Origin of the sequence: Adlercreutzia rubneri (genome assembly GCF_009755265.1) — a bacterium.
Classification (GTDB): domain Bacteria; phylum Actinomycetota; class Coriobacteriia; order Coriobacteriales; family Eggerthellaceae; genus Adlercreutzia; species Adlercreutzia rubneri.
In genome coordinates this window covers 112,664-136,637 of the sequence record NZ_WPOO01000002.1, presented here as the reverse complement: position 1 = coordinate 136,637, position 23,974 = coordinate 112,664, and the positions used below count along the sequence as shown (strand labels likewise).

Genomic DNA, 23,974 nt, shown 5'->3' with positions numbered 1-23,974 from the left:
CTGCTACCATTTCAACTCAATACAGACTGTATCTTCAGAAGAAGGCGCTATGACATATCTCGATCTCCGCAAGGCCTTTCACGACACCGCGCAAGATGCGGATCAGCTATACGATCGCCGATTCAACGATGAGCGCACCTGGCATCTCAAAACATCTATCGCCGGTAGTCCCGCCTTTGTCTACATGGCTCCGGAAATCTACGAAGCCCTGCTCGAAGCTGCTCAAATCGACAAAGATATCCTTCGCCTGGAAGCCGCACTTCCCCAGCGAGCCCTCGATAGCTACCGTGACAGCTGCCTTATCGACGAAATCGTGCTGACCAATGAAATAGAAGGTGTGCACTCAACGCGGCGCGAAATAGGCGAGGTGCTCGAGCGCCTGAAGCAAAATGATCGCCGTGGGCGTTTTTTCGGTATTGTTCAAAAGTATGCTCTCCTCCAGACGCGACCGGACATCGCCCTTCGAACCTGCGCCGACGTGCGTGATGTCTACGACGACCTTGTGCTGGCAGAGGTTCGCATCTCGGATCCCCACAACGTCCCCGATGGCACCTACTTTCGCACTAAAATGGTGCATGTGATCAACGAAGCAGGCATCCCCATCCACGACGGAATCGAGCCCGAGGCAAGAATCATAGAGGAGATGGATCAGGCTCTTGACGTCCTCAACGACGAGTCACGAGAGCCTCTTCTCCGCATTGCTCTTTTCCACTTCCTTTTTGGTTACATACACCCTTTCTACGATGGCAATGGAAGAACAAATCGCTTCATTAGCAGCTATCTCATCTCCCGCCAATACGAGCCTATCGTGGGATTGGGCATCTCCCACGCCGTAAAGCAGGAGATTGAAAAATACTATAAGGCCTTTTCTCGGTGCGAGCATCCCCTCAATAGAGGCGATATCACGCCTTTTGTCATCGCTTTCTCAGAGATATGCGTGAATGCGATGTGCAATCTTCGCGATGCTCTCACAGAAAAGAAAAGCCAGATGGATATGTATCTCCATCGCTCGGCCGTGCTTGTCCCAGAACCGCTGCGCACCCTTGTCGAATCGCTTATCACCGCCACGCTGTTCACCTTTGACGGCGTAACCGCAAAAGAGCTTTGTGAGGCTGAGCGGCTCTCCCGGCAGACGCTTTATAAGCGTCTGTCCGAGCTGAGAAAACTCGGCCTCTTGCAAGAGGAGAAGATAGGGCGAAAGGTATTCTACAAACTCAACGAGGAGGCCTTCCTTCTGAGAGGATGCTGAAGCGCTCTATCGAGTTAACGCTTTAACAGCAACGAGCAAAACGGGAGTAATTGAGTTAAATTCGACCCCTGTTTTTAACTCAATGCTCTCTCATTCTTCCGATTCAGTTAAAAAGCGGTGGCTCACGTACTGCCTCGAACCGCGCCAACATCACCTACCGCGGCTCCTCGTTGTTGAGAAGGCGATGGCGGGAGACCAGGATGTGGAACACCGTGTAGGCACCCAGCACGAAGGCGCCGACATAGCCCAGCACGCCGAGCAGGGGCACGCCGAGCAGTTGCGGCTGCATAGCCGTGGTGCACAGGATAGACGACCCCAGGAACAACCCCGCCGACAGCAGCGCCAACGATATGCGACCCACCGAGGCGTAGGCGGTGGCAAGGATGCGCGAGGACACCTCGATGTCGCCGTTCACCTTGATCTGCCCGCGGTCGAGCATCTCCAACGTGTTCGACAGCTGGGTCGGCAGCTTCGCCAAGGCCTCGGCCGAAGCGGCGCTCGTCGTGGCGAGATCGATCAGCTGCGTCGCCAAAAACTTCGGGTCGGCCTGCTGGGCGATGACGTGCTTCGACACGATCTCGATGACGCTGATGTCGGGCGCGACCTGGGCAATGACCCCCTCGATGGTCACGAACCCGCGCGCGAGCATCGTTACCGACGAGGTCATCATCATGTTCTGGCCGCGCAGCACCTCGATGACCTCGGTGAGCACGGTGCCCACGTTGATCTCCTTCATCTCGGCCGTGCTGTACTCGGCGAGCAGCCGCGAGAGCGCCTCCAGCAGCGCCCCGTGGTCCACCGGCCCCAGCACGTGCACGAGGCCCATCACCGCCTCCTTCAGCAAGTAGGCGTTGTCGGTGGCCACGGCCGTGAACACCTTGCCCACGAGCATGCGCTCCGACACCGTCAGCGTGCCCACCATGCCCAAATCGATCCACACCACTTCCCCATCGCGCACAAGAATGTTGCCGGGATGCGGGTCGGCGTGGAAGAACCCGTCGTCGAGCACCTGGGTCACGTAGCTTTGGCACACGCGTCGCGCCAGCGCGCTCACGTCGATCCCCTGCTCGCGCAACGCTTGCGTGTGGGAAATTTCCGTGCCCTGGACGAACTCCATGACGAGCACCGACTCGCACGAGTACTGCGGGTAGGCCACCGGGGACGTGACCCCCTCTTCGTCGGCCAGCTCGTCGTGGAAGCGCATGAGGTTGTGCAGCTCGGAGGTGAAATCCACCTCACTGGCCGTCGTGCGCTCGATTTCCTCGATGAAGCCCTCGAGCGACAGCAGGATGTCGCGATGGGAATTGGAAGCGAACTCGCCCAAGGCCAGCAAGTGCTTCATGAGCATGATGTCCTCGGCCATGGATTCGGCCACACCCGGCCGGCGCACCTTTACCGCCACCGTTGTGCCGTCGAGCAGCGTCGCCTTGTGCACCTGAGCAATGGAGGCCGCACCCAAAGGCACCGGATCGATGGAGGCGAACACCTCGTGCCACGACTTCCCGTATGCGCGGTCGATCTGCTCGATCACCACATCGAACGGCATCGGATTCGCGTCATCGCGCAGTTTTTCGAAGGCGTCGCAGTAGGCCTTGGGCAGAAGATCGGAACGGTTCGAGGCCAGCTGGCCGATTTTCACGTACGTGGGGCCGAGCGCCTGCAGTACTTCCACGGCCTGCTCGGGGGTAAGCCCGTGAAGCACCTTGTACTGCCGCATGATGCGCACAATCTCGTTCATGCGCTTGTGAGAGGTCTTGTCCTTGATGGAAATCTCGGCGACCTTCATGAACTCCTCGAACGTGGCCATGGGCGCTCCTCCTTTCTGGAAAGCCCATGGTATCGTGCGAAATGAGAAGCGATCTCCTCATCAATTCACCTGGCATCAAGCTGTTTCCCGGCCAATCGAACAAAATTGTCACTGTGGCAATTAAGTAAAATGGTTGGTCGATGAGGTGCGTGCATAGGTTTTATGGCAAAATAAGCTGCTGTGCTACTGAACGCTGCACCGAAAGCGCAGCGCAACCACGCAAGAAGAACGCAGCTTAAACACGCAAGAACAAGGAGAAGCACATGGGACTCCTCTCAAAATTCGAAGGCAAGATGGAAGACACCGTGGAAGGCGCCGCCGATCGCATGGGCGCAGCGCCCCTGTCTCCCGTGCAGATTGCCAAGAAGGCCGAGAAGCAGATGCGCCGCGAGAAGATGGTCGGCGCAGGCAAGCAGTACGCTCCCACGCTTTATACCGTGCTCGTCAACGCCGACGATGACCGCCGCCTTCTGGGCTACTACCCCACCCTGGCTGGCGAAACCGAAACCTACCTTTCCGCCAAAGCCGCCGAGCAGGGCCTCGTCATGGACGGGCAGCCCCTCGTGCGCTTCATCGTCGACGACGATTTGCGCCACGGCAAGTTCGACGTCATTGCCGAAATGGTGGCCTCCCCCTTGGTTGAGCAGCTGCGCCAAGAAGAGTACGCCCGCTACGGCATCCGCCCCGGCGGCGGTCCGGCCCGCGCGGCCGCCCCGCAAGCTGGCTACGGCTACCAGCAGCCGGCACCCACCCCGGCGCCGGCCCCCGCACCCGCCGGCGGCTACGACTACCAAGCCGCGCCCGTCGACGAGTACGTGGAAGACGACTACTACGAGGACGACGAGCCCCGCCAAGCTTATATCTATGACATCACCAACGACCGCGCCTTCACGCTGCCCGGCCAGGCCGAGACCATCGGGCGCGAGTCGAAGAACGACATCGTCATCCCCGACATCAACGTCTCCCGTGTGCACGCGGAAATCCGCCAGGACGAGTCCGGCGCCTGGATTCTCACCGACCTCGGTTCCACCAACGGCACCTTCGTCAACGGCCGCCAGATCAAATCCACCGCGCTGCATGACGCCGACCGCATCATCGTAGGTACCACCAACCTCGAGTTTCAGCTCATCTAGCCCGCCCGCACCTCAGCGAGCCAAAGGAGGCTATCGGTGATCGATCTCGTTCTGCTCATCGCGCGCCTGTTGTTCGTGGCGCTGCTCTATCTGTTTCTGTTCGCCATCATGCGCACCGGCATCGGCATGGTCAAAGGCTCCCGCAAGAAGGAGCGCGGCTGGACGGTGTCGGTGGAGCGCGGCCCCAAAGAGCTGCGCGGCGTCTCCATCGCCGTGCACGGGCCTGTCATCGTGGGCCGCTCGCCGGGCGCCGACATCGTCATCGGCGCCGGCTACGTGTCCGGCCGCCACGCCCGTTTCCAGCTGATGGGCCAGAACCTCTTCGTGGAAGATCTGGGCTCGAAGAACGGCACGGCCGTGAACGGGCGCCCCGTCCATGATCCGGTGGCCCTGCGCAACAAGGATCTCGTCACCATCGGCGACGTCGACATCCGCGTGAGGAACCAATAATGGCCCGGGCAAAGCGCAAGAAGAGCGGCGCAACTTTCGGCAGTCGCACCGACGTCGGCTGCGTGCGCGAGCACAACGAGGACTCGCTGGCCGTTGCCCCGCCACTGTACGTGGTGTGCGACGGCATGGGCGGCCACGCCGCGGGGGAAGTGGCCTCGGAAATCGCCGTGGACGTCATCTGCGACCGCGCGCCGGCGCACCCCGATGCCTCGGCTTTGGGACAGGCCGTGGAAGAGGCGAACCTCGCCATCATCCGCGCCGCCCGCGAGGGCGTCGGCCGCGCCGGCATGGGCTGCACCTGCACCGCCGCTATGCTGGAGAAGGACAAGCTCGTCATCGCCCAGGTGGGCGACTCGCGCGCCTACCTTTTGCATAAGGGGCAGATGCAGCAGCTCACCCGCGACCACTCGCTTGTGGCCGACCTTATTGAGGCCGGGCAAATTACTGAGGCCGAGGCCCGCGTTCATCCCCAGCGCTCGGTCATCACCCGCGCCTTGGGCAGCGACCCGCGCACCCAGCCGGACTTGTTCGAGCTGACCGCGGAAGCCGGCGACCGTCTGCTTCTGTGCTCCGACGGGCTTTCCACGATGTTGGAAGATGACCAGATTGCCAAGATCCTCGCCAGCCACAGCGAGCCCCAGCGCTGCGCGGCCCAGCTGGTGAACGAGGCCGTGGGCCGGGGCGGCTACGACAACGTCACTGTCATCGTCGTGGACGTGACGGGCCTGGCCGAGCAGCACCGCCGCAAGCTGACGCGCAAGAGCCGCGCGACGGCTATCATGCTGGCGCTTTTGCTGGTGGCCATCATCGCCGGTTGCGCCTATGGGTTCAACTACCTGGCGTCCAACGCCGCCTATTTGGTGGCCCAGGATGGGAAGGTCGCCGTGTACCAGGGCGTTCCCGGCGACATTTTCGGATTCTCGTTCAATCACCTCGACCGCGTGACCGACGTGGCTCTGGACGACTTGCAGCCGGGCACTGCCAACCGCCTGCGCGAGGAGGGCATCAAGGTGGATTCCCTGGAAGCCGCCAACAGCCTCGTCGCGGAATACGAGAAGGAGATCGCCGACCGGAAGGCCGCCGAAGAGGAAGCGGCCCGGGCAGCAGCCGAGGCCAACCAGCCTGAGGAACCCGCGAAGGGTACGGAAGGTGCTGGCGGCGGCGCGGCCGGTGGCGAGCAGGGTGGCACGGACTCGCAAGACACTGAACCCCCGGCCGGTGCCGGCTCCGGCACGACCGGCAAGGGCACGGGCAACCCCGACGCTGGCGCAAGCGGCAGCACGGCCGGGAGCACCTCGGGAGGAACCAACCGATGACCCGGCGCAACATAGAGCTGATGCTTCTGCTCATCGCCTCGCCCATCGTCATCGTGCTTTTTGCCATGATGGTGGTCACCGGCGGGCAGGAGCTCTCCTTCAACACCCTGGGCGTGCCCCTCGGCATCTTCGCCGCATTCCTTGTGGCCCACATTGCCGTGCGCTTGCTCGCCCCGGCGGCCGACCCGGCCATCCTGCCTATCTCGTTCGCGCTGTCGGGCGTCGGCATCGCCTTCGTCACCCGTATTGTGCCTGATTTGGCCGTGAATCAGCTGCTGTGGCTGTTCATCGGCATCGCGGCCATGATCGCCACGCTCGCCGTCGTGCGCAACCTGGACAAGCTCGCCAATTACAAGTACACGCTCATGATCGTGGGCATTCTGCTGCTGCTTTCCCCCATGTTGCCGGTCATCGGCTACGAATCCGGCGGCGGCCAGCTGTGGCTGCGCTTCGGCAGCTTCAGCTTCCAGCCCGGCGAGCTGGCGAAGATTCTCATCGTGTTCTTCATCGCCGCCTACCTGGCCGCCAACCGCGAGATGCTCTCGGTGTTCACGTGGAAGGTGGGGCCGCTGTGGCTGCCGAGCCTCGCCACCCTTCTGCCCCTCATCGTCATGTGGGCGCTCGCCTTCATCGTCGTCGTGCTGGAGAAAGACCTCGGCCTCGCCTTGGTGCTGTTTTCCGTGTTCGTCATCATGCTGTATGTGGCCACGGGGAAGAAGCTCTACCTGGTGGTGTCCATTGGGCTTGCGGCCATTGCGGCCGTGGCCCTTTACGGCATGATGGGCCACGTGCAGACCCGCGTCGCCATTTGGCAGGACCCCTTCGCCGAGGCCCAGGGCGGCGGCTTCCAGCTGGTGCAGAGCTTGTATTCCATCGCCGACGGCGACCTGTTCGGCACCGGTATCGGCCGGGGCATGGGCGGTCAGCCCGTAGCCGAGGGCGGCATCCCCGTCGCCGAGAGCGACTTCATCTTCCCGGTCATCGCCGAGGAGACGGGCCTGCTCGGCGCGGCCGGTGTGCTGCTGCTGTATTTGTGCTTCGCCATCCGCGGCATCGTCACAGCGGCCCGGGCGAAATCCGACGTCAGCTCGTTCACCGCCGTGGGCCTCACCTCCATCATCGTGCTGCAGGCCTTCATCATCGTCGGCGGCGTCACGCGCCTCATCCCGCTGACCGGCATCACGCTGCCCTTCATCAGCCAGGGCGGCTCGTCGCTCATCGCCAGCTTCATCATCGTCGGCTGCCTGCTGCGCTGCGGAGACGAGGGCACCGGCGTGAATTCCGAAATGCGCCAGACCGGGGCCATCGGCGCCCACGGATCGGACGCAGTGCTGGGACGCGTGGCCTTGGGCAAGCGGCTCACCGGCACCATGATCGTTTTCTCGGTGCTCTTCGCGGTACTGGTGGCGAACCTCACCTACCTCATGGTCATCAAGGCGCCGGAGTACCAGAGCATGCCGTCGAACAACCACACCATCGCCAAGGAAGCGCGCATGGAACGGGGCACCATCTCTACCGCCGACGGCACGGTGCTCGCTACCTCGGTACGCCAGGAGGACGGCTCCTATAAGCGCGAGTATCCGGCTGGCGAGCTGGCGGCGCACATCGTGGGCTACACTTCCCAGCGCTTCGGCACCGCCGGCATCGAGGCCGCCTACAACGACACCCTGCGCGGCGAGCAGAACTTCGCTAGCTTCACCGACGTAGTGAACTCGCTCGCGGGCATCCAGACCAAGGGCAACGACGTCGTGCTTTCCATCGATTCCCGCATTCAGCAGGCGGCCCAGGACGCCCTGGCCGGGCAGGTGGGCGCCGTGGTGGCCTTGAACCCCGAGACCGGCGCCGTGTACGCCCTGGCCTCCTCCCCCACCTTCGACGCCGCCAATTACGAGGAGCTGCTCACGGCGGCTGCGGACGGCGGCAGCGACTCCTCCGAGCTGTTCAACCGCGCCACCCAGGCGCTGTACGCGCCAGGCTCCACCTTCAAGATGGTGACCCTGGCCGCCGCGCTGCAGAACCACATCGCCACGGCGGACACGGTGTACGACTCCCCCGGCGAGATGGACATCGGCAACGCGCCGGTGACCAACGTGAAGAAACGCTCCTACGGCAAGATCACCCTGGAGCAGGCCCTGTGGTACTCGTCGAACACGGTGTTCGGCCAGGTGGGCGTGCAGCTCGGCAGCGATTTGCTCGTGCAGATGGCCACAAGCTTCGGGTTCAACGAGGCTATCCCCTTCGACCTTCCCCTGGCCACGTCCCTCATGCCCGACCCCGAGGAAATGACCACCTGGGAGACGGCCTGGGCCGCCTGCGGCGAGCCGGTGGGCGAGCATGAGAGCCCCGCCGGCCCCCAGGCCACTGTGCTGCAAATGGCGCTGGTGGGTTCCGCCATCGCCAACGAGGGCGCCATCATGCAGCCCTACCTGGTCGACGGCATCTACAACGCCAACGGCGAGCGCAGCTTCTCGCCCATTCCCGTGAAGCTGAAGCAGGCCATGGACGCCGACACCGCCGCCGCTGAGATCGACATCATGAAGGGCGTCGTCACCGAAGGCACCGGCGGCAAGGCGGCACTGGACGACGTGGCCGTGGCCGGCAAGACCGGCACCCACGAGCGCGGCGATGGCAGCGACGACAGCTGGTTCGTGGGAATGGCCCCCGCTGCCGACCCCAAGGTCGTGGTGGCCGTCGTCATCGAGAAGGGCGAATCGGGGGCTGGCGCCAGTGCCGCCCACGACGTTCTGGAAACGGCTCTCGAAGTGACGGGGGCGCTGTAGTACAATGGCAAGACTCACCAGAGTTCGCATACTTAAACCGCAAACGCACTCGTACATGGAACTTTAAGGAGTATCAAGGTGACCGGACAGGGAACAATGACGGGCAAGGTCTTTGGCGGCCGTTACGAGATAAAGGACCGCATCGGCATCGGCGGCATGGCCGAGGTGTACCGCGCCCAGGACAGCACGCTGGGCCGCGTCGTCGCCGTGAAGGTGATGCTGCCGCAATTCGCCGCCGACCCCTCTTTCACCCAGCGCTTCCGCCAGGAGGCCGCCGCTGCCGCGAATCTGCAGAGCCCCTACATCGTGAACGTGTACGACTGGGGCCAGGACGACGAGACCTACTACATCGTCATGGAATTCGTGCGCGGGTCCGACCTGAAGACCGCCATTCAGCAGCGCGGCGCCATCAACCAGCGCAAGGCCGCTGAAATCGGCTCCCAGGTGTGCCAGGCCCTCACCGTGGCCCACAACCAGGACATCATCCACCGCGACATCAAGCCGCAGAACATCATGGTGCAGCCCGACGGCAACGTGAAGGTGATGGATTTCGGCATCGCCCGAGCGAAGAACTCCGTGAACGACAAAACCTCCGCTGTGCTGGGCACCGCCCATTACATCTCGCCGGAGCAGGCCCAGGGCAAGGACCTCACCGCCGCCAGCGACATTTACTCGCTGGGCATCGTGCTGTACGAGGCCACCACGGGCAAGCTGCCCTTCGACGGTCCAGACGCCGTATCAGTGGCCATGCAGCAGGTGAAGGACGAACCGGCGGCCCCCTCTTCCATCAACCCGAACATCGATCCCGACCTTGAGGACATCATCATGGTGGCCCTTTCGAAGGATCCGGCGCGTCGCTTCGCCACGGCTAACGACATGCGCATCGCGCTGATGGACTACCTGGCCGGACGCCCCGTCACCCTGCCGGCTGGCGCGATGAGCTCGTCGTTCACCGAGGCCCAGACCCGCATGATGGGCGCGGTGCCGGGTGCGGTGCCGGGCATGACGAGCACCCAGGTTATGCCGACGGTTGCCGGCGGCACGGCGGCCATGTCGCCGAGCTCCACGGGCAATTTCCAGGCGACGAACTTCCACGATGCCAACACGAAGAAGAGCAAGAAACCCGTCATCATCGCCCTCTGCGCCATTCTGGCCATCGCGCTGGTGGCCGGCATCGCGTTCGCGGTAACGGGCGGCTTCAAGCCGGCGGCCCCTGCCGACGAGCCCATTGAGGTCCCCAGCGTGGTGGGCAACACCGAGCAGGAGGCCACCTTCACGCTGGAGCAGGCCGGCTTCCAGGTGCAGATTACGACCAAGGAAGACGAATCCGTCGACGAGGGCACGGTGCTGCAGCAAGACCCGGCCGGCGGCACCAAGCAGCAGAAGGGGGCGACCATCACCCTCACCATTGCCGTGGGGCCCGATACCGTGGACGCGCCCAACTTCAAGAACATGACCATGGATGATGCACGCCAAGCGGCCGAGGACGCCGGCCTTAAGGTTGTGGAAGCCGAGAGCAAATACTCGGAAGATGTCGCCGAGGGCAAGATCATTTCGCAAAGCCCCGCCGCCGGCGACCCGGTGAAGCCCGGCACCACCATCGAGGTCGTCACCTCCCGCGGAAGCGAGCTGACCACGGTGCCCAACGTCATTGGCATGACCGAGGAGCAGGCCATCGACAAGCTGCAGTCCGAGGGATTCGGCGCCGATGTGAAGGCCCGCGAGTACAGCGACAAGCAGGGCGAGGGCCGCGTCATGAAGCAGGATCCGCTGAACGATAAGGTGAAGCCCGGCGCCACGGTGCAGATCACCATTTCGAAGGGCCCCGAGCCGGAGCCCGAACCGGAACCGGAACCCGCCCAGCCGTCGAACCCCGGCACCACCGATCCGGGCACCACTAACCCTGGCGGCACCACTGATCCGGGCACGGGCGGCGGCAGCGGCAGCGGCGGCACGACCGACCCCGGCAATCAGGGCGGCGACACCGGCACGACCACGCCTTCCGCCAACTAGGATCGGATAACGAAACCGTGAAGACCGGGCGCCTCCTCCTTCGGGATGGAGGCGCCCTTCTATAATGAGGCCATGCCCAATTTGCTCGACATATTCGATAAGTTCATCCACGCCGACTGGTTCAATACCATGCTCGGCGTCGTGATCATCTGCGCAATCACCTTCGTCGTCGCCCGCATCACCGTGGCCTTTATGCGCCGGGTGCTGAACAAGACCTCGCTTCTGCCCTCCAGCTCCATTTTCATCAACTTGGTGCGCATCGTGGTGTGGGTCATCGGCATCTGCTGCGTGCTTTCCATGTGCTTCAACGTGAACATTTCGGCCATGATCACCGGCCTTGGCGTCGTTGGTATCGCGGTGTCCCTCGGCTTTCAAGACACGCTATCGAACCTCATCGGCGGCCTGACCGTCAGCGTGTCGCGCACGGTGGAGCCCGGCGACAACATCCGCATGGGGCCTTCCGGCGTCACCGGCGTCGTGCAGGACGTCACTTGGCGCTACACCTCCATCAAGGACAGCTCGGGCACCATCACCAATATCCCCAACTCGCTTATGACCTCCACGGCTGTCTGCAAGCTATCCCCCTTGAACGAGATTTCCATTCCCCTGGTGGTCACCACCAACAGCGAGCGGCTCACCGCCACGGCCCACCACATTGAGGACGCCGCCGAGAAGGCCATCGCCCGCGTGAGCAAACTGAAGAAGCGGCCCAGCGTGTCGTTCTCATCCATCAGCGACTACGGATTCAAAGGTTCGCTGAGCTTCACTATCGCGGAGGCGTCCAAGGCCTCCTCTGCCACCGATGCCGCCATCCGCGCCGTGGCCCCCTACGTGCACAACCATCTCATTGAAGAGGCCATGGGCGACCTAACCGGGCAGAAACTTACCGACGCCACCGGCTCGCTCGTGCCCGTGAAAGACGAGGAAGGCGCCTCCAGCAACTGAGTTCGCGTAGCGCAGAACTTCATGGCGCTTTTGGGCACAAAAATAGCCCTGCCCCACGCCAGAGGATGAACCCACCTCAAAAGGTGGGTGCTCGCATCGGGTCTCCCGGCTTTCGCATCAACGGATGCGAATCTCCGTTCCAACCGCTTCTAGAGCTCCCTCGTCACAATACGTCGGTCCATCGCAATATATGGCGGGAACAGGACTTACCTCCAGTATACGCAAAACCCGGTGACAGGAAAGTCTTGACATCCACCGCAACATAAGCTGTTGGGCAAACGTTGCCCACCATCGCAGCTTGAAGAAGCGGTCATGCCAACTTTATGACAGAGACGCAGCCGACGGATGCATGGACCGGAGTGCGCTACAATGGCGGCTATGGAAAACGACTTCGAAAACACCACCATCTCGCTGTACGGCACCGTGCCCGACTCCATCGTGGACGGCCCCGGCCTGCGCTACGCCGTGTTCGTCCAAGGGTGCTCGCACCACTGTCCCGGCTGCCACAACCCCGAAAGCCAGCCGGCCGAGGGCGGCACCGAAACGACGCTGGCGGCCCTTCTGGCCGATATTCGCGCCAACGGCCTCGTGCACGACGTGACCCTCTCCGGTGGCGAGCCCTTCGAGCAGCCGGAGGCCTGCGCGGCTCTGGCGGCCGCGCTGAAGCGCGAGGGTTACGGCATCTGGTGCTACACGGGCTACCTCTACGACGATCTTGCGGGGCGGACGGATCCTGCCATCGCCAACTTGCTCGACCATATCGACGTGCTGGTGGACGGCCCCTTCGTGGAATCGCGCAAGTCCCTCGAGCTGAAGTGGTGCGGCTCCTCCAACCAGCGCCTGATCGACGTGCCGGCCACACGACGTGCCGGCTCTGTCGTGGAATGGCAACCCGCCTCGTTCTCGCTGGAAAAACCTTCTAACTGGTAAGGCAAGAGCCTCTAAAGGCTCAGCCTTGCAAGCACTTTTACTATTTCTGGAAATCTTTGTCAGCCGATGGGTAGACGCACCGTAAAGCGAGTACCGACATCTTCCTCGCTTTCCACGAACACCTCGCCGCCGTGGTAGAGGGCGGCGTGTTTGACGATGGCCAAGCCCAGCCCCGTGCCGCCCAGCTCCTTGGAACGGCTCTTCTCCAGGCGGTAGAAGCGCTCGAAGATTTTCTCCAGCTTATCGGCGGGAATACCCGCGCCGGTGTCGTTCACGCGGATGATGCCGATGCGGACTCCCCCCTCGCCGCTCGGCCCTTCGCCGGCGGGGACGTCCTCCTCGCACACCTCCACGAGCACGTGGCCGCCTTCGCGGTTGTAGCGGATGGCGTTTTCCACCAGGTTGTAGATCATCTGCTTGAGCAGGGTCTCGTTGCCCTGGACAGTAACTGGTTCCGCCTTGAGGTGCACCTCCACATCGGCATCGGCGGCCAGCTTGGTCAAACGTCCCACGACGCGTTCGGCCACGGCGCGCAGGTCCACCGCCTCGGCTTCGTCGGCGCCGGGAGCCATCTCGTCAAGACGCGACAAAATGAGCACGTCGTCGATCAACGCGCGCATGGCCTGGGATTCCTCATAAATGAGCTGGGCGAACCGGGGCACATCCTCGGGGGGCACCAGACCGTTGGCCATCAGCTCGGCATAGCCGGAAATCACTTGCAGGGGCGTCTTCATTTCATGGGAGACATTGGCCGTGAACTCGCGGCGCATCTTCTCGGCCCGGGCCAGCTCCTCGTTGCGCGCGAGAGCCGAGGCCGATCGCGCCGGCTTGTCAGCGCCCGGCGTAGGCGCTGACGCAGGTGCCGCAGCCGCCCGAGCATCGCCGCAACGGGACTTATCAGCGGCACTCACGAGGCACTCTTCTTCAATCGATAGCCCACGCCGCGCACGGTGGCGACGGCTTCTTCGGAGCCGGGGGCCGCTTCGGCCAGCTTGCGACGAAGCGTCTTCACGTGCATGTCCACCGTGCGCGTCTCGCCGACGAAGCTTACGCCCCACACCTGCTCGAGCAGCTGCTCGCGGGTGAGCACACGGCCCTTATTCTCCATAAGCGTGCGCAGAAGGTCGAACTCCTTGCGCGTGAGGTTGACTTCACGGCCGTCCGCCATCACCGTACGGGCGGACGGCGACAGCTTGATCGCGCCGACGACCATAAGGTCACTGGGTTCCGCTATCTCTTCTGCGGCGCCTTGGGCCGGACGATTCGCACGGCGCAACAGCGCGTTCACCCGCGAGATGAGTTCCATCATGCCGAAGGGCTTTGCCAGATAGTCATCGGCGCCGGCGTCGAGTCCCACCACTTTGTCGAACTCGGTGCCTTTGGCCGTGAGCATCATGATGGGCATATTCTCCGTCGCCGTATTGCCGCGCAGGGCCTGCAGCAGCACGAGGCCGTCGTCTCCGGGCAGCATGATGTCCAGCAGCACCGCATCGGGCGGCTCGGCCGCACACCGCTCAACGAGACCGTCGCCGTCATGGAACGCACGCACTTCCATGCCCGCCTGATGCAGCGCGTAAGCCGTCAGGTCGCGAATGTGCTCGTCGTCCTCCACGTAATAGATGAGCGGGGCTTTGCTCATGGGGATCCTTTCTGGAACAGGTGCGCGGCCATTGTAGCGCAACAGCCGCGTAGCGCGGAGGTGGGCGGTGAGACGTCAGAGAGCCGTGGGGCGAACCGAACAGCCCACACGGCCTCGGCGCAACCGGAAACCTACGCGAAAGCGACCGACGGCGCGGGGCGGTGTCATCGATCGCGAGGTGCGGGGTTAGGCGGCCGCCGCGTCGGGGGCCAGCGGCGTCTCCAGCGTGTCCGCCAAAGAATCGCGGGGACGGCGCGGCTTCTCGGGGAGAATCGCCATAACGATCTTCACCATCACCGACACAAGCGGCAGCCACAGCACCGTCATGGTCACGTTGAACAGCGTGTGCGCGTTGGCAATCTGCCGGGCGATGACCTCCACTTCGGGGCCGGCCGGCGAGATGGCGGCCACCACCGCGGCGGCAGGGCCGATGAGCCACACGAACAGCAGGCAGCCCGACAGGTTGAAGATGCAGTGGGACAGGGCCACGCGCTTGGCGTCGCGGGACTGGCCGATGGCGGCGAGAAGCGCCGTGATGGTGGTGCCCAAATTGTCGCCGAGCAGGATGGGAATGGCGCCCTCCAGGCCGATGATGCTGGCTCCATCGACGCCCGGCGTGGCGGCGAAGTTCTGCAGCACGGCGATGGTGGCGCTGGAGCTTTGCACCACGAGCGTCATGAGGGTGCCCACCAGAACGCCGAGCACCGGCACGCCCGTCACCTGGGCAATCATGTCGGTGAACACGGGGTTCTCGGCCAAGGGCTTCATGACAGCGCCCATGGTGTCGATGCCGAGGAACAAAAGCCCGAAGCCGAAGACGGCGGTGCCGACGTACTTCATCTGCCCCTGCTTGGCAAGCTGCATGACGAGGAAGCCCACAAGCACGATACCGAGCACGTAATCGGACAGCTTGAAGGCGATGATCTGCGCCGTGATGGTGGTGCCGATGTTCGCGCCCATGATAATGGGAATGGCTTGGCGCAGCCCCATGAGGCCCGCAGCCACAAAACCGATGGTCATGACCGTGGTGGCGCTGGAGCTTTGCAGCACCGCCGTGGCCAGCGCACCGGCCAGAACGCCGAAGAAGGGGTTCTTCGTCACGGCGGCCAGAATGGCGCGCATGCGCTCGCCAGCTGCCTCCTGCAAGTTGTTGCTCATGAGGTTCATGCCGTACAGGAACAGGGCCAAACCGCCGAACAGTCCCAGCCCGATTTGCAGCAGTTCTTCCACCTATGCGTCTCCTTCACGCGGCCCGCTCCTCCGCGGGACAGACATGGCGGCGCACCTCGCGCACGCCGGTTTTCCGTAGGCTGCAGTATGGAGCCCCCATGAGCGCCCCGAGTAAGCCACACGTAAAGGGAAAGTAAAACTTTGCTGATGAAGCACGAGCGGGGCACCGACCTTAATCGGCGCCCCGCTCGGGGGAGGGCTCGTCTACATCCGGCAGCCTTAAGCTTCCAAGGCTGATCGGTCAAGAGAGGGCTCGCCTAGCCTAGAACACCCTTTGCAATAACATCTCCGTACCCCAGAACCTGGAGGCAGGGCTGACCACACACCTCCCCGACGGCAAAAAGACCCGCAATCGGCTGGCCACCGTCGTCGAGCACACGGAAGCGCTCGTCCACCGTAAGACCGTCAACAGTGATAAGCACGGCCCACGTCCCTGGCGAAGCGTAGAAGGGGCCCTCAACGATGGGAGCTGTTTCCTCAAAATATGTCCGTCCGAATTCATCCGGTACGCCAGCGACGCAGGCGGCGTTGTACTCCTCCACAGTCTTCTTTAGGGCACTGGCAGGAATATCGATCTGATCTGCGAGTTCGTCAAGCGTATCTGCTCGATAGGCAAGCCCGTTCTCGAACAGCCCCTCAGCAGGCTCGCCATCGAAGTTCCTTCCATCGGGCATGATGTTGGAGTTCTGATCGCACGCGATGATGTAGCACAACTGGTCGGGCTGATCCATAACGGCAAGAGCCAAGTCGGTGCGTTTCCCCGTCTCATTGACGAAGCGTTTCCCCTCCTTGTTCACCACGAGAGGGTTTCCCGTGTCGCCAATAATGTGGCCGACAATGTGGTACTGGGGATGAGCATAGGGGTTGAGCATCACCTCGCCGCAGCTGACAACAGCCGCACCGACCTCCTCCGCCATATCAAGGCCGTCTCCCGAATGTCCAGCGGGAGCTACCGAGTGAATGCTCTCACCCTCATTGAATCCGTACTGGGGCTGAAGCCGGGCAAGCCATTTCGGGCTATCGGTATAGCCTCCCGTAGCCAGAACGACCGCCTTGCTCGCATGGATCTCGTAAGTGGTTCCGTCGTCGCATTGGCCCCTTACACCCGTGACCTTGCCATCTTCCACCAGAAGCTCTTGCGCTGAAGTGCTGAAGAGGATATCGAGCGCCGGGAATCCCGCACTCTGAATGTATGCCTCGAGAGCGTCGACATAGCCTTCGCCTGCGGGCCTGCCCACAGGGTGAGTCGAACGGGGCCAGGAGAAACCCATGATGCCGAGAAGCGGCTTCTCGAGTTCCACGCCATGCGCAGTCACCCATTCGCACGCGCGGCGCGCCGATTCAGCGTCCAACGTCGTCTCCGCAGCGAGAGGGTTGCCGAAACCGACGGCGCCGAGCACGGCGTAAAACTCGTCGCTGTCGAAGGTCTTGGTGTTTCCCTCCGCATACCACTGCTCGTACTGCTGCTCAACTTGTGAGACTCTTTCCTCGGACACACCCAAATCGCGAGCGCGCTCCATGACCTCGGCGAAAAGCCGTCTCATCGGCTCCGTTGTCTCCTGGCGATACTCAAGCGGCGCCTCGGGGTACTGAAGGCGGCCTCCCGAGACGAGCATACTGCCGCCTATGAACCCGCACTTTTCCATAACGAGCACCTCAGTGCCCGACTCTGCCAGAGCAATGGCCGACGTGAGGCCAGCCGCACCGGCGCCGATGATGGCCACCTCCGTCTCAATTACCTCGACGGCGTCCGATTTTTCGCGCCCCGGGACCTTCTCCAAATCGGAAACGCTGCCGCCAGCTTGCCCGACGCAGTCTCTGACCGCAGAGAGGATGGCCATGCTCGTCAGCGTCGCGCCCGTTACCGCATCCACATCGAGGGACTGAAGCTCGACGATGTCGGATGTTATGGCGGAAATCGCCGTATTGGCGATGCGCTCTGACTCGCAGTGGCCAAGCACCTCTACCGCCTCGATAGCATTCTCCCCAAACGTCACCTCAACGGTCACAAGGCTCTGCTTTCCCTGAGCCTGTGCGGTATACGCCCCGGGGACGTAACTGCTCTTTGCGGACGAGGTGGCCGGCAGGGGGCTGCACCCCGTCACACCCAGGGCGAACATGGTCATTCCCGCTGCTGCACCCAGCTGAATAAACCTACGACGTCCGATCAGTCTTCCCCCATGTGCTTCTTGCATGATGCTCCTCCGATCCTCAGAATGCGGCCGTCCTTTTCGGCCCCGCAGGATCATGCAACCATGACGGAAAGACGGAAGGAATCGGGTGTTTCATGCGAATTTTTCATCCTCGGGCGTTTTACCCGATAAGCTGACCTGGCCTTATTCGTTCACAAGATCGAGAAGCTCTTGTCGGGAATGCACGCTGCACTTCTGGTAGATATGGCTCACATGGGTCGACACCGTGCTTTTCGAGAGAACGAGGTAGTCGCAAATATATGGTTGCGAGCGGCCTGCGGCCAAAAGGAGGAGCACATCGAGCTCCCGAGCCGTCAGCCCATGCTGCTCGGAGATCGCCTTGCAGCGCACGGACATATTCGACGCTGCCGCCCCATCCTCATTGCGCCAATCAGCAGCCACCCGAAGCGCCGGCCGCCCGACGACGACCATGGTCGTAGCAACCAGCAGACACACCAGCACAAGAGAGATGCTTTGAGGCATCGCTTCTTGCTGGGCGAGGTCTGCCAAAACGGCAACAGCGAGTATATTGCCAACTGTCGCCCCTCCGTGAGAAACCGCCAGCAGGACGGCGATCCTGGTGAGACTCGTTCCATAGTCGCGCCTCGCCATTCGAGAGGAATATAAGTAGGTCACGATCCAGATGGTAATGTCCAGAACGCTCGATATCGAACATACCGCCATTGCGGAAGCGGGGCTTTTCCAGAAATTGAGAATCAGTGCCAGTGTGGCCAAAGGGCAAAGCCACCGAAACAAAGCGGCAAAATCGATCTTGAGCGAGAAGAGCACGAACACGACGATGCAGAGCACGCCCGCCAAGGAGCCTATTATCTCGGGAAGGGAACGCTCTCCCGTCATTTCGAATTGCGAGAGAAGACCGTTCCAACTTACCACCAGGTAGAAGACGGCCAGAGGAACGGCTATGCGCGCCAGCTCCTTTACCATCGAATGCGGCCGCGATCCCTCTATGGCGACTGCCTTCTCGCATGCCTGTGCCACCGGCAGCCTCTGAAAGGAAAGGTAGAGGGTCGCCCCCGACGCCAATGGAGCCACAAGCATCGGAATGCCGTTGAGACTTGCCGGCAGCAGAGGGACAACAACGGCATAGGCGAGAACGACAAGCGAGGAAAGGGGCAGCGCAATCTCCGCCTCTTCGATTTTGGCTCGATTGAACACGTCGGCCCACAGAAGAAACATGATGGCCTGACCCATTCCCAGAGCAATTGCTCCCAGCAAAGCCACAGGATCGTCATTCGCCGTGACCCCTGTCGGCCATACAGAGAGCAGAAACCCTACGATGTTGAGAATGATCGACGGAGCCAGCAGCCTTTTCAAACGATCTAGGCGCGGACCGCGGAACACGGCGCCACACGCGAGAAGCACCAAGATGTTCGCCCCCATCCCCACAAACCAGGCAACGTCGGTGCTGACCGGAAGACCGGCCATCCCATGGAAAAGGCCTGACCCCGCATACTGCGAGAGAATCTGCACATGAGTAAAGCCGATACCGAGAAGCCACCAAGGAGGCATTTTCAATCCTCTCACTATGGCAACCCCCTTATCCCAAGAACTCTGCGAGGTCTATTTTCTGCGGGCCTCGCTCTTTTTCGATAAACATAACGGCATACCAGGGAAGGTACAGCACTTTGCCTTCCTCGCGCACGTTTCCACGGCAAAAGACGATGGCGCTGTCGATGCCCCATTCTCGCACGGCCATCACGTTGTCGAGGGCTTTGTGCTTCTCGTAATCCTTTCCCGATTTAGCCTCGATAGGAAGCGCCTTCGATCCCTTCTCGATGACGAAGTCAACTTCGCCGTACTTGGCCTTGTCGAAGTAGCGCAGATCGAAGCCGTGGGCCGTCAGCTCCTGGGCGATGGCGTTCTCCAGCATGCTGCCCCAGTTCACCGCAAGGTTCCCTTGCAGAAGGTCGAATCGTGCATCGCCCGACGTTTGCGCGGACAGAAGCCCCACGTCACAGAGAAAGAGTTTGAACAGATTGTGCTGGGCGTTCAGCGACAAAGGCAGCTCCGGCGCTTTAACGTTGTAGCAGGGCAGCCCCACGCCGGCGTCAGCAACCCACATGAAATCACTCGCATAGCGCTCCATGCGGGCGCTCTTCGCCAGATCACTGAGCTTGAAGCGCTTGTTCTTCTTGTCGAGTTCCTCGGGAATAGCATCGAAGATCATCTTGATGTGGGGCCTATCGTCCCCGTATTTGGCGATATCTTGCCGATACAGGTCGACGATATCCTGCTGCACAGCCAGCACGTGTGACAGATCGGAGGTCTCATTGAACCGTTCGACGGCCGCCGGCATGCCCCCGACGACCATATACAGGGAAAATGCCCGGAGTAGCCGCTCGTGAATAGCGGTCGGAATGGGCTCGCGATTCCGCATTCGTTCCCGCACCAGCTCCAGCGTCTGATCGTTTTGGCCAATAGCGTCGAAGAACTCTCTCAACGTGAGCGGGTACATGCGCAGATGCTGCTCGTAGCCCACCGGGTACGACGGCACCTCCTTATAGGAGACGCCCAGAAGCGAGCCCGATTCAATGTAGTCGAACCGACCATCCTCCACGAGGAATTTCATGGCGGTACGGGCGCGCGGGCATTCCTGGATTTCATCGAAGAAGACGAGCGTCTGACCGGGAACGAGCGGCACCTTCGTGAAGGCCGTGAGGTTCGCTACGAGCGTATCGGCATCGAGATCGCCTTCGAAGATCTCCCTCGCCTTGGGCGTCTCGATGAAGTTGATCTCCAGGAAGACCTCGTACTCGTTTCGGCCGAACTCACGGATGAGATACGTTTTCCCCACCTGCCGCGCGCCGGTCACGAGGAGGGCGCGCCTGTCGGGCGCACTCTTCCATTTCAGGAAGTCGTCATAGGCTTTCCTTTGAAGGGCCATACTGCTAATCCTTTCGTCTTGCGACGAGTTTTCGCTCATTATAACCTCTTCTTGCGACGAGTTTTTTGGTTTTAGTTACTGTTTTGCGACGAGTTTTCGCGTTTTCTGAACTTGATTTGCGACGTTTTTCAACTCTGGGACATCTTCGGTAGTCTCCCTAAAACAAAAAGGGCGGTCCCGGAGGACCGCCCGTGGGGTGCGGGGAGGCGAGGGGTGCGCTACTCGGCTGCCGGCACGTCGTGCTTTACGCGGTCGTGCTCTTCGGCGCGCTTGGCGTCGTTGAAGCGATCCAGCGTGCCTACCAGGTAGCCAGTGATGCGGCGGAGTTGTTGCTCATGAGGTTCATGCCGTACAGGAACAGGGCCAGACCGCCGAACAGTCCCAGCCCGATTTGCAGCAGTTCTTCCACCTACGCGTCTCCTTCTTACAGCGACTCGCCCCTTGCGAGCCGCACTCATCGGCGGGTCGCACCCTTGCGGCCCGCGCTTGTCTCAGCCGGGAAGGAGTATGAAGCCTCATTGAGCAGCCGCCGTAAGAGCCACGTAAAATGAAAGTAAAATCGTACGGCGTTGCAATTACCCGAAGCGCCCGGCGACGTAGTCGGCGGTACGAGGGTCGATGGGGGCAGAGAAGATGGTGTCGGTGTCGCCGGCTTCCACCACCTCGCCCAACAGGAAGAACGCTGTCTTGTCGGAAATGCGCAGGGCCTGCAGCATGTTGTGGGTCACCATGATCACCGTGTAGCGCTCCTTCAGCTGGCCGATGAGCTCCTCGATCTTCGCCGTGGAAATGGGATCGAGGGCGCTTGTGGACTCGTCGAGCAGCAGCACCTCGGGCTGCACGGCCAGGGCACGAGCGATGCACAGGCGCTGCTGCTGGCCGCCGGACAGGCCGAGCGCGTTCTTCTTCAGACGATCCTTCAGCTCGTCCCAGATGGCGGCCGCGCGCAGCGATTCCTCTACGATGACGTCCAGGTCGGCCTTGGCACGCACCCCATGGCTGCGGGGGCCGAAGGCGACGTTGTCGTAGATGCTCATTGGAAACGGGTTGGGCTGCTGGAACACCATACCCACGCGACGGCGCAGGTCGGTGGCATCCAGGGTGCGGTAGGCGTCGGCGCCATCGAGGAGCACCGAGCCTTCCACGCGGCAGCCTTCCACCAAATCGTTCATGCGGTTCAGCGTCTTCAGCAGCGTGGATTTGCCGCAACCGGAGGGGCCGATGAGCGCCGTCACCTGGTTCTCCGGGAAGGTGAGGTTAACATCGCGCAGACCTTGGAAATCGCCGTAGAACAGGTTCAGATGCTCGACGGCCATCTTCGCAGGAGCGGGTGCGGCTCCTGGAACCTCAGCCACCGCGGTAACGCTCATCTCATTCGCGAGTTCCTTCAAAAAGCTCGTCATTTCTTGCTCACTTCCATCTTTGTCGCCACCAACCTCATGGCGGCGTTCAGTAAAAGAACGAGGACCAGCAGCACCACCGAGGTGGCGTAGGCCTCGTTCACATGCAGGCCCTCGCAGGCCAGGGTGTACATGTGCACGGCCAGGGTGCGGCAGGAGTCGAAGAGGGCGAAAATGCCCTGGCCGGCGAAGTCGGGGATTTGGGCCACGGTGCCGGCGGTGAACAACAGGGCCGCCACCTCGCCCACGCAGCGGCCGAGAGCCAAAATGACGCCGCCCAAAATGCCGGGCACCGCCGAGGGCAGCACGCAGCGGGCCACCGTGCGCAGCCGCCCGGCGCCGAGTCCGAAGCCGCCCTCGCGGTAGGAATCGGGCACCGCCATGAGTGCCTCCTCGGTGGTGCGCATGATGACCGGCAGCACCATGATGGCCAGGGTGCAGGCGCCGGACAGAAGCGAGAGGCCCCAGCCGCAGGCCGTCACGAAGAACAGCATGCCGAACAAGCCGTAGATGATGGAGGGAATGCCCTGCAGCGTCTCGGCGGTCACGCGCACCAGGCGCACGAAGCGGCTGCCGCGGCGGGCGTACTCCACCAGATAGATAGCCGCACCAACGCCCACGGGCACCGCCATCGCCAAAGCCAGCAGCGCCATGATGACCGTCGAGGCGAGCGCCGGCAGAAGCGACACGTTCTCGGAGGTGTATTCCCACTGGAACAGATCGGGGGTAAGCGCGGGCACGCCTCGCACCAGGATGTAGCCCACCACGAACAGCAGCACGGCGGCGGTTACCGCTGCGGCGGCATAGGTGAGCCAGCGCAGCAAGGCCGACACCGCCCGCCGGTGCCGCGCCGTGCGGGCGATGCACACCTCAAGGGCATCCTCTTCGGCGAACCAGGAGGGCGCAAGATCGACGGCGCCCAGGGCGCCCAGCACCGGCGAGCAGGCGACCGGCGAGAACCGCGGACGGCGGGGGCGCGGGTTGAAGGCGATGCTCATCGCGCTTCACCTCTCTTCCGAATAACGCTGAGCAGCATCGTGGTCAGCAGGACGAACACGAACAGGACGACGCCGGTGGCGATAAGGGCCTCGCGATGCAAGTCGGCGGCATAGCCCATCTCCAGCACGATGTTGGCCGTCATGGTGCGCACGCCGGACAGCAGCGAGTCGGGGATGATGGGCATGTTCCCAGCCACCATGACCACGGCCATGGTCTCGCCGATGGCGCGGCCCAGCCCCAGCACGATGGCGGCCATGATGCCGGAGGCGGCCGCCGGGACCACCACCTTGAACACCGCGTGCTCGTGGTCGACGCCGAGGGCCAGGGCACCCTCGTAGTAGCGAGCAGGTACGGCATCTAAGGCGCTTTGGGCCACGGTGATGATGGTGGGCAGAATCATGATGCCCAGAATAAGACTGGCCGCCAGCACCGAAAGCCCCGTACCCGGGCCGAGCAGGCGCACGAAGGGCACGATAATGACCAGGCCGAAGAAGCCGTAGACCACCGACGGAATACCGGCCAGAAGCTCCACGCCGCTGCGCAGGAAGGAGCCCACACGGCCCCGGGCGAACCGCGAGAGGTACACCGCCGTGAGCAGGCCGCCCGGCACGCCTACGACGATGGCGCCGGCCGTGACGTACAGGCTGCCCACGATCATGGGGAAGATGCCGAACAGATCGTTGGCCGGACGCCAGGTCATTCCGAAGAGGAATTCCGGCAGACCGATTTTCGCCATGGCCGGCACACCGTTGACCAGCAGGAACAGGCAGATCAGCGCCACGGCGGCGATGGAGAGGGCCGCCGCTGTGGCGAACAGGACCCGGGCGACGCCCTCGCGAAGGGCATGCGGGCGCTTGGGGGCGCGGACAGGTGCGGGGGTGCCGGAGGCCGCGCCGCCGGGGGCTCCGGCCGCAGGGGCGCCGGGGGCGCCGGGACCGCCAGCGGCACCCGCCGACAGCTCGCTCAACAGAGAGAACAACATGGTC

At 62.6% G+C, this 23,974-nt stretch carries 18 protein-coding genes; 8 read left to right on the top strand and 10 right to left on the bottom strand.

Annotated elements, in window-relative coordinates; all coding sequences use genetic code 11:
• The first annotated feature begins 49 nt into the window (after positions 1–49).
• Positions 50–1,249, top strand: a complete 1,200-nt coding sequence (locus GO707_RS02090; protein ID WP_114538921.1) for a Fic family protein — start codon at positions 50–52, stop codon at positions 1,247–1,249.
• A 154-nt stretch (positions 1,250–1,403) separates the two neighbouring features.
• On the opposite strand, the gene GO707_RS02085 is transcribed toward GO707_RS02090, so the two are convergent.
• Positions 1,404–3,056 (bottom strand): ABC1 kinase family protein, encoded by a 1,653-nt coding sequence (locus GO707_RS02085; RefSeq protein ID WP_114538920.1) that lies wholly within the window; start codon positions 3,054–3,056, stop codon positions 1,404–1,406.
• A 263-nt stretch (positions 3,057–3,319) separates the two neighbouring features.
• On the opposite strand from GO707_RS02085, the gene GO707_RS02080 reads away from it, so the two are divergent.
• From GO707_RS02080 to nrdG, 7 genes are all read left to right on the top strand, one after another.
• Complete coding sequence (locus GO707_RS02080) at positions 3,320–4,189, top strand: FhaA domain-containing protein (RefSeq protein WP_114538919.1); 870 nt, start codon at positions 3,320–3,322, stop codon at positions 4,187–4,189.
• 36 nt (positions 4,190–4,225) lie between these two features.
• A complete protein-coding gene (locus tag GO707_RS02075; RefSeq protein ID WP_022741684.1) occupies positions 4,226–4,639 on the top strand; it encodes an FHA domain-containing protein in 414 nt (137 codons plus the stop codon).
• Positions 4,639–5,955: a Stp1/IreP family PP2C-type Ser/Thr phosphatase gene (locus tag GO707_RS02070; RefSeq protein WP_198160981.1), complete on the top strand. Its 1,317-nt coding sequence runs from the start codon at positions 4,639–4,641 to the stop codon at positions 5,953–5,955. The genes GO707_RS02075 and GO707_RS02070 overlap by 1 nt, the downstream gene beginning before the upstream one ends.
• Positions 5,952–8,735, top strand: a complete 2,784-nt coding sequence (locus tag GO707_RS02065; protein WP_114538918.1) for an FtsW/RodA/SpoVE family cell cycle protein — start codon at positions 5,952–5,954, stop codon at positions 8,733–8,735. The genes GO707_RS02070 and GO707_RS02065 overlap by 4 nt, the downstream gene beginning before the upstream one ends.
• 96 nt (positions 8,736–8,831) lie before the next feature.
• Entirely contained in the window at positions 8,832–10,748 is a 1,917-nt protein-coding gene (gene pknB / locus GO707_RS02060) for a Stk1 family PASTA domain-containing Ser/Thr kinase (RefSeq protein WP_114538917.1), read from the top strand.
• A 72-nt stretch (positions 10,749–10,820) separates the two neighbouring features.
• A complete protein-coding gene (locus tag GO707_RS02055) occupies positions 10,821–11,693 on the top strand; it encodes a mechanosensitive ion channel family protein (RefSeq protein WP_157011863.1) in 873 nt (290 codons plus the stop codon).
• A 369-nt stretch (positions 11,694–12,062) separates the two neighbouring features.
• Positions 12,063–12,623 carry an anaerobic ribonucleoside-triphosphate reductase activating protein gene (gene nrdG, locus GO707_RS02050; RefSeq protein WP_232325508.1) on the top strand — a complete coding sequence of 187 codons (561 nt, stop codon included), beginning with the start codon at positions 12,063–12,065 and terminating at the stop codon, positions 12,621–12,623.
• A 59-nt stretch (positions 12,624–12,682) separates the two neighbouring features.
• Here nrdG and GO707_RS02045 read toward each other — a convergent pair whose 3' ends face one another.
• The 9 genes from GO707_RS02045 to pstC all read right to left on the bottom strand — a co-directional run bounded on the left by GO707_RS02045 (position 12,683) and on the right by pstC (position 23,970).
• Positions 12,683–13,534, bottom strand: coding sequence for a sensor histidine kinase (locus GO707_RS02045; RefSeq protein WP_227069392.1), 852 nt, complete (start codon positions 13,532–13,534; stop codon positions 12,683–12,685).
• Positions 13,531–14,262 (bottom strand): response regulator transcription factor, encoded by a 732-nt coding sequence (locus tag GO707_RS02040; RefSeq protein WP_114538915.1) that lies wholly within the window; start codon positions 14,260–14,262, stop codon positions 13,531–13,533. Before GO707_RS02040 ends, GO707_RS02045 begins: the two co-directional genes overlap by 4 nt.
• 186 nt (positions 14,263–14,448) lie before the next feature.
• Positions 14,449–15,492, bottom strand: a complete 1,044-nt coding sequence (locus tag GO707_RS02035) for a Na/Pi cotransporter family protein (RefSeq protein ID WP_256156331.1) — start codon at positions 15,490–15,492, stop codon at positions 14,449–14,451.
• A 257-nt stretch (positions 15,493–15,749) separates the two neighbouring features.
• Positions 15,750–17,618, bottom strand: coding sequence for an FAD-dependent oxidoreductase (locus GO707_RS02030; RefSeq protein WP_198160980.1), 1,869 nt, complete (start codon positions 17,616–17,618; stop codon positions 15,750–15,752).
• Positions 17,619–17,828: 210 nt separating this feature from the next.
• A complete protein-coding gene (locus tag GO707_RS02025) occupies positions 17,829–19,229 on the bottom strand; it encodes a helix-turn-helix transcriptional regulator (protein WP_157011859.1) in 1,401 nt (466 codons plus the stop codon).
• A gap of 13 nt (positions 19,230–19,242) precedes the next feature.
• Positions 19,243–20,589, bottom strand: coding sequence for an ATP-binding protein (locus GO707_RS02020; RefSeq protein ID WP_157011857.1), 1,347 nt, complete (start codon positions 20,587–20,589; stop codon positions 19,243–19,245).
• 575 nt (positions 20,590–21,164) lie between these two features.
• Positions 21,165–21,959 carry a phosphate ABC transporter ATP-binding protein PstB gene (gene pstB / locus GO707_RS02010; protein WP_114548497.1) on the bottom strand — a complete coding sequence of 265 codons (795 nt, stop codon included), beginning with the start codon at positions 21,957–21,959 and terminating at the stop codon, positions 21,165–21,167.
• Positions 21,960–21,988: 29 nt separating this feature from the next.
• On the bottom strand, positions 21,989–22,987 hold the full coding sequence (gene pstA, locus GO707_RS02005) for a phosphate ABC transporter permease PstA (RefSeq protein WP_157011853.1): 999 nt from the start codon (positions 22,985–22,987) through the stop codon (positions 21,989–21,991).
• Positions 22,984–23,970 (bottom strand): phosphate ABC transporter permease subunit PstC, encoded by a 987-nt coding sequence (gene pstC / locus GO707_RS02000; protein WP_198160979.1) that lies wholly within the window; start codon positions 23,968–23,970, stop codon positions 22,984–22,986. Before pstC ends, pstA begins: the two co-directional genes overlap by 4 nt.
• Between the last annotated feature and the right edge of the window lie 4 nt (positions 23,971–23,974).